The organism is Dokdonella koreensis DS-123 (assembly GCF_001632775.1).
Classification (GTDB): Bacteria; Pseudomonadota; Gammaproteobacteria; order Xanthomonadales; family Rhodanobacteraceae; genus Dokdonella; species Dokdonella koreensis.
Map to the genome: position 1 here is coordinate 2,811,778 of NZ_CP015249.1, position 14,571 is coordinate 2,826,348.

Annotated in this window: 17 protein-coding genes, 3 tRNA genes and 1 pseudogene; 14 read left to right on the top strand and 7 right to left on the bottom strand. The window is 72.5% G+C overall.

Annotated elements, in window-relative coordinates; genetic code table 11:
- Nucleotides 1–62 precede the first annotated feature (62 nt).
- The 3 genes and pseudogenes from I596_RS18980 to soxR form a co-directional block, all read right to left on the bottom strand.
- Nucleotides 63–551, bottom strand: coding sequence for a DUF6496 domain-containing protein (locus I596_RS18980; protein ID WP_067647896.1), 489 nt, complete (start codon nt 549–551; stop codon nt 63–65).
- Nucleotides 552–876: 325 nt separating this feature from the next.
- A pseudogene (locus tag I596_RS18985) lies at nt 877–1,689 on the bottom strand (alpha/beta fold hydrolase); the annotation flags it as partial.
- A gap of 126 nt (nt 1,690–1,815) precedes the next feature.
- A complete protein-coding gene (soxR, locus tag I596_RS11435; protein ID WP_067647905.1) occupies nt 1,816–2,268 on the bottom strand; it encodes a redox-sensitive transcriptional activator SoxR in 453 nt (150 codons plus the stop codon).
- Nucleotides 2,269–2,333: 65 nt separating this feature from the next.
- Between soxR and I596_RS11440 the strand changes: the two genes are divergently transcribed.
- Both I596_RS11440 and I596_RS11445 read left to right on the top strand, forming a co-directional pair.
- Nucleotides 2,334–2,972: an NADPH-dependent FMN reductase gene (locus I596_RS11440; RefSeq protein ID WP_223303820.1), complete on the top strand. Its 639-nt coding sequence runs from the start codon at nt 2,334–2,336 to the stop codon at nt 2,970–2,972.
- Between the two features lie 137 nt (nt 2,973–3,109).
- The gene (locus I596_RS11445; RefSeq protein WP_067647911.1) at nt 3,110–3,616 is read left to right on the top strand and encodes a DUF1993 domain-containing protein; all 507 of its coding nucleotides are present in this window, start codon (nt 3,110–3,112) and stop codon (nt 3,614–3,616) included.
- Nucleotides 3,617–3,743: 127 nt separating this feature from the next.
- Here the strand turns inward: I596_RS11445 and I596_RS11450 are convergent, their stop codons facing one another.
- Nucleotides 3,744–4,004, bottom strand: coding sequence for a DUF3297 family protein (locus I596_RS11450; RefSeq protein ID WP_067647914.1), 261 nt, complete (start codon nt 4,002–4,004; stop codon nt 3,744–3,746).
- Between the two features lie 247 nt (nt 4,005–4,251).
- On the opposite strand from I596_RS11450, the gene I596_RS11455 reads away from it, so the two are divergent.
- Nucleotides 4,252–4,647 carry a hypothetical protein gene (locus I596_RS11455; RefSeq protein WP_067647917.1) on the top strand — a complete coding sequence of 132 codons (396 nt, stop codon included), beginning with the start codon at nt 4,252–4,254 and terminating at the stop codon, nt 4,645–4,647.
- A gap of 37 nt (nt 4,648–4,684) precedes the next feature.
- Here I596_RS11455 and I596_RS11460 read toward each other — a convergent pair whose 3' ends face one another.
- Complete coding sequence (locus I596_RS11460) at nt 4,685–5,275, bottom strand: macro domain-containing protein (protein WP_067647920.1); 591 nt, start codon at nt 5,273–5,275, stop codon at nt 4,685–4,687.
- 27 nt (nt 5,276–5,302) lie between these two features.
- Nucleotides 5,303–6,001 (bottom strand): ankyrin repeat domain-containing protein, encoded by a 699-nt coding sequence (locus I596_RS11465; RefSeq protein WP_067647922.1) that lies wholly within the window; start codon nt 5,999–6,001, stop codon nt 5,303–5,305.
- Nucleotides 6,002–6,156: 155 nt separating this feature from the next.
- Here I596_RS11465 and I596_RS11470 point away from each other — a divergent pair, with 155 nt between their 5' ends.
- The 11 genes from I596_RS11470 (at nt 6,157) to I596_RS11520 (ending at nt 12,916) form a co-directional block, all read left to right on the top strand.
- Entirely contained in the window at nt 6,157–6,783 is a 627-nt protein-coding gene (locus I596_RS11470; RefSeq protein ID WP_067647925.1) for a glutathione S-transferase family protein, read from the top strand.
- A 94-nt stretch (nt 6,784–6,877) separates the two neighbouring features.
- Nucleotides 6,878–7,870, top strand: coding sequence for a M23 family metallopeptidase (locus I596_RS19225; RefSeq protein WP_067647927.1), 993 nt, complete (start codon nt 6,878–6,880; stop codon nt 7,868–7,870).
- A 301-nt stretch (nt 7,871–8,171) separates the two neighbouring features.
- Nucleotides 8,172–8,666, top strand: a complete 495-nt coding sequence (locus I596_RS11480; protein ID WP_067647930.1) for a hypothetical protein — start codon at nt 8,172–8,174, stop codon at nt 8,664–8,666.
- Between the two features lie 172 nt (nt 8,667–8,838).
- Nucleotides 8,839–8,914, top strand: a tRNA-Ala gene (locus I596_RS11485).
- A 13-nt stretch (nt 8,915–8,927) separates the two neighbouring features.
- Nucleotides 8,928–9,003 (top strand) — tRNA-Glu (locus tag I596_RS11490).
- Nucleotides 9,004–9,115: 112 nt separating this feature from the next.
- Nucleotides 9,116–9,192: transfer RNA gene (locus I596_RS11495), tRNA-Asp, on the top strand.
- A gap of 239 nt (nt 9,193–9,431) precedes the next feature.
- Nucleotides 9,432–10,100 (top strand): dienelactone hydrolase family protein, encoded by a 669-nt coding sequence (locus I596_RS11500; protein ID WP_067651845.1) that lies wholly within the window; start codon nt 9,432–9,434, stop codon nt 10,098–10,100.
- The gene (locus I596_RS11505) at nt 10,097–10,510 is read left to right on the top strand and encodes an HIT domain-containing protein (RefSeq protein WP_067647933.1); all 414 of its coding nucleotides are present in this window, start codon (nt 10,097–10,099) and stop codon (nt 10,508–10,510) included. The genes I596_RS11500 and I596_RS11505 overlap by 4 nt, the downstream gene beginning before the upstream one ends.
- Nucleotides 10,507–11,205, top strand: a complete 699-nt coding sequence (pxpB, locus tag I596_RS11510; protein WP_223303821.1) for a 5-oxoprolinase subunit PxpB — start codon at nt 10,507–10,509, stop codon at nt 11,203–11,205. The genes I596_RS11505 and pxpB overlap by 4 nt, the downstream gene beginning before the upstream one ends.
- The gene (locus tag I596_RS11515) at nt 11,202–12,161 is read left to right on the top strand and encodes a 5-oxoprolinase subunit C family protein (protein ID WP_067647936.1); all 960 of its coding nucleotides are present in this window, start codon (nt 11,202–11,204) and stop codon (nt 12,159–12,161) included. The genes pxpB and I596_RS11515 overlap by 4 nt, the downstream gene beginning before the upstream one ends.
- Nucleotides 12,158–12,916, top strand: a complete 759-nt coding sequence (locus I596_RS11520) for a LamB/YcsF family protein (protein ID WP_067647939.1) — start codon at nt 12,158–12,160, stop codon at nt 12,914–12,916. The genes I596_RS11515 and I596_RS11520 overlap by 4 nt, the downstream gene beginning before the upstream one ends.
- Nucleotides 12,917–12,971: 55 nt before the next feature.
- Here I596_RS11520 and I596_RS11525 read toward each other — a convergent pair whose 3' ends face one another.
- Nucleotides 12,972–14,282: a hemolysin family protein gene (locus I596_RS11525; RefSeq protein ID WP_067647942.1), complete on the bottom strand. Its 1,311-nt coding sequence runs from the start codon at nt 14,280–14,282 to the stop codon at nt 12,972–12,974.
- Nucleotides 14,283–14,571: the final 289 nt, after the last annotated feature.

Here is a 14,571-nt window from a genome sequence, read left to right on the forward strand (position 1 = left end):
GCGCGTTCGCGCGCGACGCGAGCAGCCCTACGACAACCCGGTCCTGCGCGGCAGCGTCCGCGTCACGCCGCGCGCTTGCGCGTGCGCGCTGCCTTCTTCGCCGCGGCCGAGCGTCCCTTGGCACCCTTGGTGCGTGCCGCCTTCTTGGCCGCGGCCGAGCGGCTGGCCGCCGTGCGCTTCTTGGCGGCGGTCTTGGCCTGCTGCGACAAGGCCGACGTGCTGGCCGAGGTCTTCGACGCATGCGTGAGCGCCTGCCGCGTGGCCGCGGACCGCTTGGCGGACGGCTTCGTGCGGGACCCGCTCTTGGCGCCGTCCTGCTCGGCCTTGCGCCGTGTCGCCGCCGAGGCCTTCTTCGGCGCGCCCACCTTCACGCCCGCGCGTCGCGCCTTGGAAAGGCCGATCGCGATCGCCTGCTTGGTGGATTTGGCGCCGTGCTTGCCCTTGCGCACGTGCTCGATTTCCTCGTGGACATAGGCACCGGCCTGGGTGCTCGGCGCCTTGCCCTGGCGTTTCGCGCGCTGGGCGCGCTCGGTCGTCTTCTTCTCCGGCATGACGGATCTCCGGTTCGGATGAGTGGGAGCCCGACTGGTAGCAGAACGCGGTCAACCGGCGGTGAACGGCCTGCCCCGCCGAACCGCGCCGTACGCTACGGCGAGGTGCCGCCCGCCAGTGCGCGGGTCGCTGCCCCGACCGCCTCGACGATCGCGTCGGGCCGGTCCTGCGGCACCTCGTGCGAGCTGCGATTGACGATGACGCGCTGGCCGCGCGAGGACGTCCCGGCCAGCGTCTCGTGCGTCGTGATCTGCGCCGACTGCAGCGCCCCGCGCACGCTTTCCCCCCCGAGGCGTAGGCGCGCCGGGCGGTCAGCACCAGGAGCGGCTTGTCACCGTGCCGCTCGTCGGCGGCCACCGGCGCGGTGAACAGCGCGGCCTTGGCTTCCGATCCGGACACCAGGGTCTGCCAGAACGCCGGCTTGGACTGGTTGGCGCGGATCGCATCGTTGATGCGCTGGCCGAACCGCGGATCGGGCGGCCGCAGGCATTGGCGCAGCTCGCCGGTCGGCTTGGCCAGCGCATCGTCCCGGGCGCCCTGCTCGCAGCGCTGCAGCTGGCGCAGCGCGATCGGCAGCAAATGGGCTTCCTTCCGCACATAGGATTCCGAGAACGCGCCGATGTTCTGCGGCGGCGGCTCGACCAGCACCAGGGCCGCGACGTCCTCGCCGTAGCGCTGGTCGTAGCGGCGCGCGATGTTGGCACCGAACGAGTGGCCGACCAGGATCACCGGCGTGGCGATGCCGGCCGCGTGGATCAACGCATGCAGGTCCTCGACCTCCGCCTCGACGTCGCGCGGCAACGGGCCGGCATCGCTGAAGCCGTAGCCGGCCCGATCGTACGAGCACACGCGCTGGCGGGCCTGCAGCATCGGCTGCACGCGCCACCACGCGAACGAGTCGGCCCCGAACCCGGCTTCCAGGACGACCGTCGGCGCACCCTGGCCGCTGCAGCGCAGGTTGAGCATCCGCCCGGCACCGATGTCGACGCGCCGTGCCGGGTCGGCATAGTCCGCGGCCGGCCGCTTGGGTGCGGCGACGGCGATGTCGGCCTCGGGCTCGGGCTCGGCCGGCACGGACGGCGCGGCGAGGGACAGCGAGACGAGCAGCGTGAGCGACATCCGGAACGTTCGATGCATGACGGGCGCGATGAGGGGTATGGCCTACCCCGCGATGATAGGGCCATCGGCGCCGGTTTCGCGCCGGTTGCGGACCGGCGCGACGCCGGCCACGCACGAGGCGATGCGCCATCCGTGACGGCGGCCTCAGTCCGGGTCGAGCAGCCGCGGCCCGCTGCCCGCCTTGCCGAGCGCGTCATCCGGATTGCGCAGCGGGCAATCGCCGGTCGTCAGGCACCCGCAGCCGATGCAGCGGGTGAGCTGGTCGCGCAGGCCGGTCAGGCGGGCGATGCGCGCATCCAGGTCGCCGCGCCAGGCCTGGGACAGCCGGCGCCAGTCGGCCGCCGTCGGCGTGCGCGCGTCGGGCAGGCTGGCCAGCGCGTGCCGGATCTCGGCCAGCGCGATTCCGGCGCGCTGGGCGACGCGGATGATCGCCACCCGGCGCAGCACGTCGCGCGCATAGCGGCGGTGGTTGCCGGCGTTGCGCCGCCCCGCGATCAGGCCCTTGGCTTCGTAGAAATGCAGCGTCGAAACGGCCACTCCGCTGCGCGCGGCGACCTCGCCGACCGACAGGTCGGCCTGTACAGGACCTCGGGGCATGGCATTGACCTCAACTAATGTTGAGGTTTTAGCATCGCGCGCTCTCCCATGCCAGTCACCCGCCCATGAAGACCCCGCCGTCCCCGCGCTCCGCCTCCACCGTCCATTCCCTGCCCCCGCCCGCCATGCCCGGCGAACTGGCGGTGGGCCTGATCTACGGGAGCACGCGCGAAGGCCGGTTCTGCGACACCGTCGCCCGCTGGGTCGGCGAGGAGATGACCGCGCATGGCGGCTTCCACGTCGACCCGATCGATCCGCTGGCCCTGCAGTTGCCGGCACGCCACGAAAGCGTGGCGGGACCGGCGACGCTGGCGCTGCGGCGCCGCCTGGCCGCCGCCGACGCCTTCGTGATCGTCACGCCCGAGTACAACCACGCCTACCCCGCCTCGCTGAAGTTCCTGATCGACTCGGCCTATCGCGAGTGGTGCGCCAAGCCGGTGGCCTTCGTCTCCTACGGCGGCATTTCCGGCGGCCTGCGCGCCATCGAGCAGCTGCGGCTGGTGTTCGCCGAGCTGCACGCGGTGACGCTGTCGGACACGGTCAGCTTCGCCAACTGCTGGTCGGCCTTCGACGCGCGCGGCCGCCCGGTCGACGAGCAGGCCGCACGGCGCGCGCTTTCGGCGCAGCTGGGCAGCCTCGGCTGGTGGGGATCGGTGCTGCGCGACGCGCGCACGCAACGACCGTACGAACAGGCCGCCGCCTGACCGGCCCGGCCACGCCGGCCCTTGCCACCCGGCCGGTGGGGCCGCGCCCCTTGAAAAGCGCAGCGGGCGGCTCGACAGCGTGGCGACACCGCCGCGGTGATCCCACCGCCGTGGCGCCACCCCCATCAGGAGCCGGCATGTCCCTCTCGCTGCATCGCCTCACCGTTCCTACCTATCTACGCGGCCTGCGGACGCTTTCGCACTACCTGGACAAGGCCGCCGAGCATGCGCGCGCACAGGCCACCGACCCCGATGCCCTGGCCGCCGCCCGTCTCGCGCCGGACATGCTGCCGCTGGCCGGGCAGGTCCAGCGTGCCAGCGACACCTCGAAGAACGCGATCGCGCGCCTGCTCGGCGTCGATCCCCCGCGCTTCGAGGACACCGAGACCACGCTCGACGACCTGCAGGCCCGCATCGCGCGGACGATCGCCTACGTCGAGGCCGCCGACGCGGCCGCGATCGACGCCGGGGCCGGGCGCGAGATCACGCTGGCCTTCGGCCAGCTCAAGAAGACGTTCGATGGCGAGGACTTCGTGCTGTCCTTCGCGCTGCCGAACTTCCAGTTCCACGTCGTCACGGCACACGCGATCCTGCGCCAGGCCGGCGTACCGATCGGCAAGCTCGACTACCTCGGCGCGGCCTGATCGCCGTGCTGCGATGCGGCCGGGGACCTCGCCTGCCGGCGTGGCCCTTCGCAGGAAAGGCCTGACCGGCACGAAGCCGCGGCGGCGGTACCGGCGCAGGCCGGACGGACGCCCTGCGGCCGGCCGATCAGCCGGCCGCGTCGCCGGCCGGCGTCTCGACGAAGTACGGGACGACCTCGCCCTTGAGCTTGACCGTCATCGGACGGCCGCGGCGGTCGAGCGCGCGACCGGCCGCGACCCGCACCCAGCCCTCGCTGATGCAGTATTCCTCCACGTCATGGCGCTCGCGCCCGTTGAAGCGGATGCCGATGGGGCGTGCAAGAAGATCGGCATCGTGGAACGGGCTGCGCGGATCGACGCTGAGGCGGTCGGGAAACGTATCGGTCATGACGGGACTGGCTGGAGACGGAAAGGCGATTCGGGCGCCGGAACCCGAAAGCGTAGCGTGTCGCGCCGCTCGCGTCGCCCACCCGGCGGCGATCGGCCGTCCCCCAGGCCGCGTCCGCCGGTGCGCCCCCGGACGGCGGCGCCGGTCCGCCCGCGCCCCTTCGGGCGGCCCCGTATGAATCGAAAATTCATTCATATGGAAATCATTACTTTACCAAGTAAGTGAACCGAAACTTCACCGTCCACGCATGGACGAGAAGAAGCAGTTCGCGGAGCGCTTGAAGACGGCGATGCGCAATGCCGGCCACGAGCCTCGCGCCAACGTGCTGGAAGCCCAGTTCAATGCGCGCTACTGGGGCCGTTCGGTCACCTACCAGGGCGCGCGACGCTGGTTGAAGGGTCTCTCGATCCCCGAGCAGGACAAGCTGCAGGTGCTGGCGCAATGGCTGGGCGTCGAGCCGCAGGACCTGCGCTATGGAACGCCCGCCACCCAGGTCGGCGAAGGGCGGCCACCCTGGCCGGCCGTCACCGATCCGGCCGACCGTACGGCGATCGCGACCTTCCTCGGGCTGCCGCTCGACACGCGCCGGACCCTGCGCGACCTGATCGCCCAGCTCGCCAAGCCGGCGCGCAGCAAGCGCTGAACCGGCACGCAGCGGCGACAGCCGCCGGCGCACGCCCCTACTGCAACAGGTGTGCATGCTGCGCGAGCACGCCACGCGCGCTCGTGCGCCAGGCCGTCTCGCCGAGCACGACCTCGGCATAGGCCGCATGCATCTGCCGCGCCACCCGCGCCGGCGGCATTGCGCCGACGCCGGCGCCGAGTGCCGGCGCGGCCAGCCGCCGGATCGGCGGCGCAGCCGTCGCGTTGTGGCGCCGCACCGCCAGCAGCGCCGCGCGGAACGCCAGATAGACATTGACCGTCCGGTCGATCGTCACCGGCACGCGCATCGTCGGCGCACTGACCAGGTACGGCACGGTCGCATGACCGGTCGGCAGGACCAGCGCCTGGCCGACCGGCAACTCGCCGTCGTAGGCGTCGAGCAGGCGCTGCCGCAACGCGTCCTGGAGCCCCCCGCCGAAGAACCGGGCATAGTGCAGGTCGATGCCACCGTCCATGAAGCCGAAGCTGTTCGCCGGACTGACGACCGCATCGACCGGGGTCGAAAGGATGTCGCCGATCACCACCTGCGCGTCCTCGAAATGCGCGCGCCAGGCGTCGGCCATCGCCGCATCCAGCGCATGCAGCCGCAGGCTCGGGAAGGCGGTCATCGATCGCTCCGCCGGCGATTCGCCGGTTCAGTCCTTCGCCGGCGGCAGCGGCTGGCCGATCAGGTCGGCACGCAGGCCGCGACGCTGCGGGTGGATCGTGAACGGGCCGTAGCACAGCAGGTGCAGCACCTCGTCCGGACGGCCGTACCAGCTGGCCCAGCCCAGCGGCGTATCGCCGTGGGCGTCGCGAACTTCCCGCCGCGCGCCGGCATCGAGCAGCCGCCGGACCGTATCGGCCGTCCCGAATGCGGCGGCCCGGTGCAGCGGTGTCTCACCGCGGGTCCGGCAATCACGCATGAAGGCGCCGGTTTCCACGCCCGCCACCGTCGCCGCGTTCGGATCGGCGCCGGCCGCCAGCAGCACCTCGACCACGGCGTCGTAGCGCAGGCGGTCGGTCGAGCACAGCGCCGCGTGCAACGGCGTCTCGCCACCGGCGGACGGCGTGCCGCCCACGGCGGCGCCGTTCTCGAGCAGGAACTGGCAGAGCCGCCAGTGGCCGTGGAACGCCGCCGCATCGAGTCCCAGGTCGGTCCCGAGGCTGTCCAGCCGCTCGCCCGCCGCCAGCAGCAGGCGAATCGCACTGACGTCGCCGTAGTATGCGCACCAGCGGATCAGCGCGGTTCCACGCGCGTCGGTGGCGCGGGCATCCACGCCCGCCGCCAGCAGATCGTGGACCAGGTCGGTTCGCCCCGCGACGAGCCGTTCGAGCACCGCCGGATCGATCATGAGCAGGACTCCCGCAGGTCCGAAACCGTTCTGGACTGCCGACGATACACCGATCGCGCGCCGGCCGGCCCGGTCCTCCGGCACGCGTCGATGCGTCGCCCGGGAGGGGGCGGCCCGGCCTAGAATCGGCAGTCCCGCATCCAGGAGATCGGCCGATGATGACGCTCTATGGCCGCCGTGGCTGGGGTTCGGTGCTGATCGAAGCCCAACTGGCCTACTACGACCTGCCGTTCCGGTTCGAGGAAGTCGACGACCTGTTCACCTCCGCGTCGGCGCGCAAGGCCCTGGCGCGGATCAATCCGCTGGCCCAGGTGCCGACGCTGCTGCTCGACGACGGCCGCGTGCTGACCGAAAGCGCGGCGATCACGCTGCACCTCGCCGACCTCACCGGCCGCGACGACCTGGTTCCCGGCGCCGATGCACCGGAACGCGCCGCGTTCCTGCGCTGGCTGGTGTTCCTGGTGACCAACCTCTATCCCACCTTCACCTATGCCGACGAGCCGACGCGCTTCGTCGCCGATGCCACCGCGGCCAAGGCTTTCCGCGCACGCGTCGACGACTACGCGCAATCGCTCTGGCGCATGGTCGAGCACGCCGCGGCGGCACCGTGGTTCCTCGGCGAGCGGCGCAGCGCGCTGGACCTCTACATCGGCGTGATGACGCGCTGGCGCCCACGCCGGCCCTGGTTTCTCGCCGAGGCGCCGAAGCTGCATGCGATCGCCCAGGCGATCGACGCCGAGCCGGCGTTCGCCGGGACACTCGCGCGCAACTTCGCCGAATGAACGCCGCAGGCCACCGGCCGGGCCGCCTTCGCTGCCGGTTGCGCAGCGGTAGCGGCCAGGCCAAGCTGATCGCAGCCTGCCCCGGTCGCACGCCATGATCACGACCCTCCTCGTCTCGCTGGGCCTGACCTTCGCGCTGATGGGCCTGGTCGACTGGGGACTGGGCCTGCGCCTGCCGGGATGGGCGATCATCGCGCTCTATCTCGCGCTGTACGCGGTGCTGAGCTGGTTCGGCCGGTCGCGCCGGCGTACCACCGACGACGAACCCGCGCCGGACTATTCGCACTGGCCCACGTCCGGCCCGATCGGCCGCTTCGGCCAGCGCGGGCTGAGGGTGCCGTGGCTGCTGACCAATACGCTGAGCATCCTCAACCCGCTGCAGGCGGTACAGGTATTCCGCCAGCTCGTCGGCAACGCCGAGCTGGAGCGGCGCGCGCGGCAGCGCGGCGACGACGGCAGCGGCTACCGCACCCAGGCGATCTACACCCTGCCGTTCGACGGCGAGTGGCTGCTCTACAACGGCGGCATGACGCCGAAGACCTCGCACTCCTGGGACGTGCTCGGCCAGCGGTTCGCACTGGACTTCGTGCAAGCCGATGCCGCCTTCGCGCGACACCGGGGACGCGGTACGCACCCGGGTGACTACTACTGCTACGACGCGCCGATCCTCGCCGCGGCCGACGGCGTCGTGGTCACCGTCGAGCAGCGCATCGGCCTGGCACCGCTGCTCGGCTGGGGCGTGTGCGATTTCACCGCGCGCAGCTTCGTCGGCAACCACGTGCTGATCGAGCACGCCGAGGGCGAGTACGCGCTGTACGCGCACCTGGTCAAGGACAGCGTCACGGTCCGGCCCGGCGACCGCGTGCTGCGCGGCCAGACGATCGGCCGCTGCGGCCATACCGGCCACAGCACCGAGCCGCACCTGCATTTCCATCTGCAGGATTCGGCCAGCCTGTTCGCCGGCATGGGCTTGCCGGTCGCGTTCACGGCACTCGCGGTCGACGGTCAGCCGGTCGGCGCAGCGCACCTGACCGCCGGGCAGCGCGTACGCGCGCAGCGGCCGGCCGAGCGCGCGGCCACGCCGTAGAGCGTCGCTCCCCGCGCAGGCTGCGCCGGACCTGGAACGCGATCAGAAGAACCGTTTCGGCCGCCAGGTCCAGCCCTGCGCCCGCGCCGCGTTGCGTGTCCGTTCCCGCGATGGTTTTCCGTATCCCTCCGCAAGGACCGTTCACCGGGTCCGGATCGCGCCTGCGGCGCTACGATCGCCCAGCCCCTGCCCGAGGCGAGTCGGCAGCACCGGTCCGATCCGCCGGTGCACGGGCGCGGCCGCCTGCGCGCGGCGTGCATCGCGATCGGCCGGATTCGCCGGCCTTGCCAAGGAGAGCACCATGTCACCCGTATCCCGTCTTCGTTCCGCTTCGTGCTTCGCGTTCGCACTCGCCGCCGCGGCCTCGGCACCGGCCCTGCAGGCGCAGACCTGCGGCCTGCCGCTGCCGATCACGATTCCGGACCCGTCCACTCCCTACGTACACAGCGGCAATACCTGCCTGGCCGGCAACGTCGTCTCCCTCGTCGAAGGCATCGCGCTGCCGCAGCGTGACATCGTCTACCAGTTCCGCACCGGTGGCGGCGGCAGCATCACCGCCAGCTTCACGGCCGCGGGCTTCGCGGCGGAGATGCTGCTGGTCAAGGGCGACCCGGCCAACGGGACGTCGACGATCGTCGACGTCGGCAGCGCGGCGGTGCCGATGACGACCGGCCCGCTCGCCGACGGCGTCTATACGCTGATCGTCACCGGCGATCCGTCCTGGCCGACACCGATCTGCGGCACGTATACGCTGCAGGTCGGCGGTACACTCACCGTGCCCGATCCCAACTGCTGAACGCTGCCGCGCCACCGCCGCGCGACACGAGCGGCGGTGGCGCGACGACATCGCATCCGCACGCGGCAACGACCGACGCGGGCCTGAACCGCGCTAGCGGGGCACGCGCGAAAATCCGGCAAGAAATGTGTTGACGAACTGCCGGTTCATCTCTATTCTCCGCGCCTCTCTTGGGGCCATAGCTCAGCTGGGAGAGCGCTACAATGGCATTGTAGAGGTCGACGGTTCGATCCCGTCTGGCTCCACCAAGGTTCTCTATGCGTCCCCATCGTCTAGAGGCCTAGGACACCGCCCTTTCACGGCGGCGACGGGGGTTCGAATCCCCCTGGGGACGCCACGTGGTTTGAGGGCATGAGGCTTCGGCTTCATCGTCCGGAGGCTCCGGAGATTCCGGAGGCTCAAGGTCACGGGGAAATTGAAGTCCTGGGCAGTTTTTGCGGTAAACATGCGGAGCGGTAGTTCAGCTGGTTAGAATGCTGGCCTGTCACGCCGGAGGTCGCGGGTTCGAGTCCCGTCCGCTCCGCCACTGAATCAAACAAAAAGCCCCGCTTCGTGCGGGGCTTTTTGTTTTCCGGCGCAGCCACGCTGCCGATGCCGGCGCCACGACGGGCGCGATCGCCGCCTGCGGCGATCGATGCGGACGGCTGCAGCAGCGAACATCGCAGCGCAGGCGAAGACCACGGCGCGGTCCGTCACGCCGCCGCGCTGGCCGGCGCGCGCCGATCGTCGCATCATGCAGGTCCATCGCTCGCGACGGAGCCCGGCATGGGACAGACGATCAGCCTCAATACCCGGCGCATGCAGTGCATCGGTGCCTACCTCGCGCGGCCCGACGGCCCGTCCAAGGGCGGGCTGGTCGTCGCCCAGGAGATCTTCGGCGTCAACGCGCACATCCGCGCCGTCGTCGACCGCTTCGCCGGCCACGGCTACACCACGATCGCGCCGGCGTTCTTCGACCACGTGGAAACCGGGGTGGAGCTGGGCTACGACGAGGACGGCTTCCGCCGCGGCCGCCTGCTGGTCGGCGAGGTCGGCCTGGCCACTGCGGTCGACGATGTCGCCAGCGCCGCCGAGGCGATCGCCTCGGCCGGCCGTATCGGCTGCGTCGGCTACTGCTGGGGCGGCACGGTGGCGTTCCTGGCGGCGACGCGGCTGGGCCTGCCGTCGGTCAGCTACTACGGCATGCGCAACGTGCAGTACTTCGACGAGGTACCGCGCGCGCCGCTGCTGTTCCACTTCGGCGAACGCGACGCCTCGATCCCGCCGGCGATGGTCGAGCGCCACCGCGCCGAGCTGCCCGCTGCCGAGGTCCACACCTATCCGGCCGGCCACGGCTTCAACCGCGACGTCGGCGCCGACTACGACGCCGCCAGCGCGCGCCTCGCGCTCGAGCGCACACTCGCCTTCCTCGACCGCCACCTGGCCACGCCATGACATCGTCCTTCGCGCTCGACCCGCGGCTGCAGGCCGACACCCATACCGTCGCCGAGCTGCCGCTCTCGCGCCTGCTGCTGATGGACGACTGGCGCTACGGCTGGCTGATCCTGGTCCCGCGGCAAGCCGATGTGCGCGAGCTGACCGAGCTGGCCCGCGCCGACCAGCACCAACTGCTCGACGAGATCGCCCTGGCCGCGCGCGCCCTGGCCGCGCTCGGGTCGTTCGACAAGCTCAACGTCGGCGCGCTCGGCAACCTCGTCGAGCAACTGCACGTGCACGTGATCGCCCGCCGCCGCGACGATCCCGCCTGGCCCGGTCCGGTCTGGGGCCACAGCGCCCGCGTCGGGCACGACGCCGACGCACTCGCGTCCCGGCTGCAGCAGCTGCGCGACGCGCTGGCATCGTGAGCGTGGAGGTCGAGCCGCTGGGCGAAGGCCTGCTGGTGCTGCGCTTCGGCAGCGGCATCGATCCGGCCGTCAATGCACGCGTGCACGCCGCCGCCGACGTGCTGGGCCAGCATGCCCTGCGCGGCGTCGACGACCTGGTGCCCGCCTATGCCAGCCTCGGCATCCGCTACCGTGCCGAGGCCTGGCTCACCACCGACCGGCCGCCGTGGCAGGCCCTGGCCGCCGCGGTCCAGGCCCTGCTCGACGGCACCGCTGCCGCGGCTGCACCGGCACCGCGCACGGTGGAGATCCCGGTCTGCTACGCCGCCGCCCATGCGCCGGACCTGGCGGTCGTCGCGGCACAGGCCGGCTTGCCGGCGAGCGAGGTGATCGCCCGCCACTGCGCGCCGCTCTATCGCGTCGCGATGCTCGGCTTCGCACCGGGCTTTCCGTACCTGATCGGCCTGGACCCGGCCTTGCACACGCCGCGGCGCGCCGACCCGCGCACCCAGGTGCCGGCCGGCGCCGTCGCGATCGGCGGCGGCCAGACCGGCATCTACCCGCGGGCGCTGCCCGGCGGCTGGCAGATCATCGGCCGCACGCCGCAGGTGCTGTTCGATCCCGGGCGGCAACCGGCCAGCCTGCTGCAGGCCGGCGACGGCGTGCGCTTCCGGCCGATCGACGCGGCCGCGTTCGAGCAGGCGCTGCCCACGTGAGCATCACCGTGCTGCGGCCGGGCCTGCTGACCACGGTGCAGGACAGCGGCCGCACCGGGCACGCCGGTGCCGGCGTCGGGCGCAGCGGACCGCTCGACGACGTCGCCGCGCGCCTGGCCAATGCACTCGTCGGCAACGCCGCCACCGCCGCCCTGCTCGAGATCACGCTGGCCGGTCCGCGCCTGCGCTTCGCGGCGGCGGCCACGCTCGCGCTGACCGGCGGTGCCGTCGACGCGCGGCTGGACGACCGGCCCGCCGCCACCTGGCGGCCGCTCGCCGTCGCCGCCGGCGAGGTGCTCGACCTCGGTGCCGTGCGTCTCGGTGCGCGCGCCTATCTCGCCGTCGCCGGCGGCCTTGCCGTCGAGCGCGTGCTCGGCAGCGCCGCCACCGACCTCAATGCCGGCCTCGGGCCGTTCGGCGGCCGCGCGCTGGCGGCCGGCGACGTGCTCGCGCTCGGCGACGCACGGCCGCTGCGGATCGATCCGCGCTGGTCGCTCGACCCGCAGCCGTGGTTCGACCCGCGCTCGGGCCAGCCGATCCGCCTGGTCCGCGGCCGCCATTGGGATGCGCTCACCGACGCCGCGCAAACGGCGCTGCTGGCCGCCGAATGGCGCATCGCGGCCGCGTCGAACCGCGTCGGCTTCCGCCTGGACGGCCCGCCGCTGGCGCTGCGCGCGCCGCTGGAACTGGTCAGCGAACCGGTCGCGCCGGGCACGCTGCAGCTGCCGCCCGGCGGACAGCCGATCGCGCTGATGGCCGAGCACCCGACCACCGGTGGCTACCCGCGCGCCGGCCAGGTCGCCGGCGTGGACATCGCCCGCCTCGCGCAGCTGCGGCCCGGCGACCGCCTGCACCTGCAGGAAATCGCCATCGACGAGGCGCAGGCGCGCTATCTTTGGCGCGAGCGGCAGCTGGCCGCGCTGATCGCCGCGATCGGCGAACGCCTTCGCACATGACCCTGCGCATCGATCTCAACGCCGACATCGGCGAGTCGTTCGGCGCCTGGCGGATGGGCCAGGATGCCGCCGTGCTGCCGCAGGTCAGCTCGGTCAACATCGCCTGCGGCTTCCACGCCGGCGATCCGATGACGATGCACGCCACCGTGCGCGCCGCGGTCGCGCAGGGCGTCGCCATCGGCGCGCACCCGGCCCTGCCGGACCTGCAGGGCTTCGGCCGCCGCGAGATGCGCATCACGCCGGAAGAAGCCTATGCGCTGGTGGTCTACCAGACCGGCGCGCTGGCCGGCTTCGCTGCCGCCGCCGGCTCGCGCCTGGCGCACGTCAAGCCGCACGGTGCGCTCTACACGATGGCCGCGCGCGATGCCGCGCTGGCCGATGCGATCGCCACCGCCGTGCGCGACGTCGACCGCCGCCTGATCCTGGTCGGCCTGGCCGGCAGCGAGCTGACGCGCGCGGCCGGCCGCGCCGGCGTACCGGCCGCCAGCGAGGTCTTCGCCGACCGCCGCTACGAGGCCGACGGCACGCTGACGCCGCGCAGCCACCCCGATGCGGTGATCCACGACCTGGACATCGCGATCGTCCAGGTCATCGCACTGGCCACGCGTGGCGAGGTGGCCGCGCGCACCGGCGAGCGCCTGCGGCTGGCCGCCGACACGATCTGCCTGCACGGCGACCGCGCCGATGCCGGCGAGGCCGCGCGGCGCATCCGCCAGGCCCTGCTCGAGGCCGGCGTCACGGTGGCATCGCTCTAGCGCCTGTCATCCCGTCCCGCGGCAGGCCGCTCGGGCACGCACGATCCGTCCGCCGTCAATCGCCGTCGTCCACCGCCGCGCTGCCGTGCAACGGCGCCACCAGCAGGCGGTCGACGCGGCGGCGGTCCATGTCGACCACCTCGAAGCGCAGGCCGCCCCAGTCGAAGCGGTCGCCGACCGAGGGGATGCGCCCGAGCCGGTCCATCACCAGGCCGCCCAGCGTGTGGTAGCCGGCGCGCGCGTCCGGTGCCTGCGCCTGCGGGAAGATCGCCTGCAGGCGATCGAGCGGCAGCCCGGCGTCCAGCAGCCAGGAGCCGTCGTCGCGGCGGACCGCGGCATCCTCGTCCTCACCGGCCGTCTCCCACGGCAGGTCGCCGACGATCGCCTCCAGCAGGTCGCTCAGCGTGACCACGCCCTCCACGCCGCCGTACTCGTCGACGACCAGCGCGACCGTCGTGCGGCGGCGGCGGAACGTCTCGATCAGCTGCATCGGCGAGATCGACTCGGGCACGAACAGCACCGGCCGCAGCGCCGCCTCGATGTCGAGCTCGGCACCGGACAGCACGCGGCGCAGCAGGTCCTTGGCGTCGAGCACGCCGACGACCTGGTCGAGCCCGTCGCGGCAGACCGGCCAGGTCAGGTAGTTGCCGGTGGCGAGCTTCTCGCGGTTGACCGCCGGCGGGTCGTCCAGGTCCAGAAAGGCGATGTCCGGCCGCGGCGTCATGATCGCGGTCATGCGCAGGTCGTCCAGCCGGAACACGTTGCCGACCATCGCCTGCTCGGCGTGCTCGAACACGCCGGCCTCGGTGCCTTCCTTGAGCATCGACTTGATCTCCTCCTCGGTCACCGGCGGCTCGTTCGAGCCGCGCGCGCCGAGCAGGCCGAGCAGCACCGCGCTGGACAGGCTGAACAGCCGCACCAGCGGATAGGTCAGCCGCGACAGCCAGTGCATCGGCGTGGCGATCAGCGTGGCGATCGTCTCCGGGTGCTGCAGCGCGAAGCGCTTGGGCACCAGCTCGCCCAGCACCACCGAGAGGTAGGTGATGATCGCGACCATCGCCACCGTCGCCAGGCCCTTGCTGTAGGGCGCCAGCAGCGGGTACTGGTCGAACACCGCGATCAGCCGCTCGGCGATCGCGTTCTCGCCGAACGCGCCGCTCAGGATGCCGATCGTGGTGATGCCGACCTGCACGGTCGAGAGGAAATTGCCCGGGTCCTGCGACAGGCGCAGGGCCATGCGGGCACCGCCGCTGCCGGCATCGGCGCGCTGCTGCAGGCGGGCCCGGCGCGAGGAGACGATCGCGATCTCGGACATCGCGAACACGCCGTTGACCAGGATCAGGCACAGCAGGATCAGGTATTCCACAGGGGACGGCCGGCGGTGGGAGGGCCGGCCATCTTAGAGCCTGCCGCGGGCAGTGAGCCGGCGCGGAACGGATCCGGCCCGGCGATCCGGCCCGCCGCGGCCCGCCGGGCGCCGTGCCAGGGGCCTTCCCGCCGCCGTCCGGCCCGGCCGCGCCGCCGGTCCGGCCCCGGCTGCCCGTCCCGGACCGGAAGGCGCCCCGGCCCGCCTCGGAATCGGCGGCATGCGCCAAAGTGCCATCCCCGATCCGGAGCGGCCACCGCGTTTGCCGCCGCCTCGCGGATTGGGCAAG

What these genes read in the sequence shown, in the direction of transcription:
- I596_RS11470 (WP_067647925.1), top strand. Translation starts at nt 6,157, where the DNA reads ATGATGACGCTCTATGGCCGCCGTGGCTGGGGTTCGGTGCTGATCGAA.
- I596_RS11520 (WP_067647939.1), top strand. Translation starts at nt 12,158, where the DNA reads ATGACCCTGCGCATCGATCTCAACGCCGACATCGGCGAGTCGTTCGGC.
- I596_RS11505 (WP_067647933.1), top strand. Translation starts at nt 10,097, where the DNA reads ATGACATCGTCCTTCGCGCTCGACCCGCGGCTGCAGGCCGACACCCAT.
- I596_RS18980 (WP_067647896.1), bottom strand. Translation starts at nt 551, where the DNA reads ATGCCGGAGAAGAAGACGACCGAGCGCGCCCAGCGCGCGAAACGCCAG.
- I596_RS11450 (WP_067647914.1), bottom strand. Translation starts at nt 4,004, where the DNA reads ATGACCGATACGTTTCCCGACCGCCTCAGCGTCGATCCGCGCAGCCCG.
- I596_RS19225 (WP_067647927.1), top strand. Translation starts at nt 6,878, where the DNA reads ATGATCACGACCCTCCTCGTCTCGCTGGGCCTGACCTTCGCGCTGATG.
- I596_RS11440 (WP_223303820.1), top strand. Translation starts at nt 2,334, where the DNA reads ATGAAGACCCCGCCGTCCCCGCGCTCCGCCTCCACCGTCCATTCCCTG.
- I596_RS11465 (WP_067647922.1), bottom strand. Translation starts at nt 6,001, where the DNA reads ATGATCGATCCGGCGGTGCTCGAACGGCTCGTCGCGGGGCGAACCGAC.
- soxR (WP_067647905.1), bottom strand. Translation starts at nt 2,268, where the DNA reads ATGCCCCGAGGTCCTGTACAGGCCGACCTGTCGGTCGGCGAGGTCGCC.
- I596_RS11480 (WP_067647930.1), top strand. Translation starts at nt 8,172, where the DNA reads ATGTCACCCGTATCCCGTCTTCGTTCCGCTTCGTGCTTCGCGTTCGCA.
- I596_RS11500 (WP_067651845.1), top strand. Translation starts at nt 9,432, where the DNA reads ATGGGACAGACGATCAGCCTCAATACCCGGCGCATGCAGTGCATCGGT.
- I596_RS11460 (WP_067647920.1), bottom strand. Translation starts at nt 5,275, where the DNA reads ATGACCGCCTTCCCGAGCCTGCGGCTGCATGCGCTGGATGCGGCGATG.
- I596_RS11445 (WP_067647911.1), top strand. Translation starts at nt 3,110, where the DNA reads ATGTCCCTCTCGCTGCATCGCCTCACCGTTCCTACCTATCTACGCGGC.
- I596_RS11455 (WP_067647917.1), top strand. Translation starts at nt 4,252, where the DNA reads ATGGACGAGAAGAAGCAGTTCGCGGAGCGCTTGAAGACGGCGATGCGC.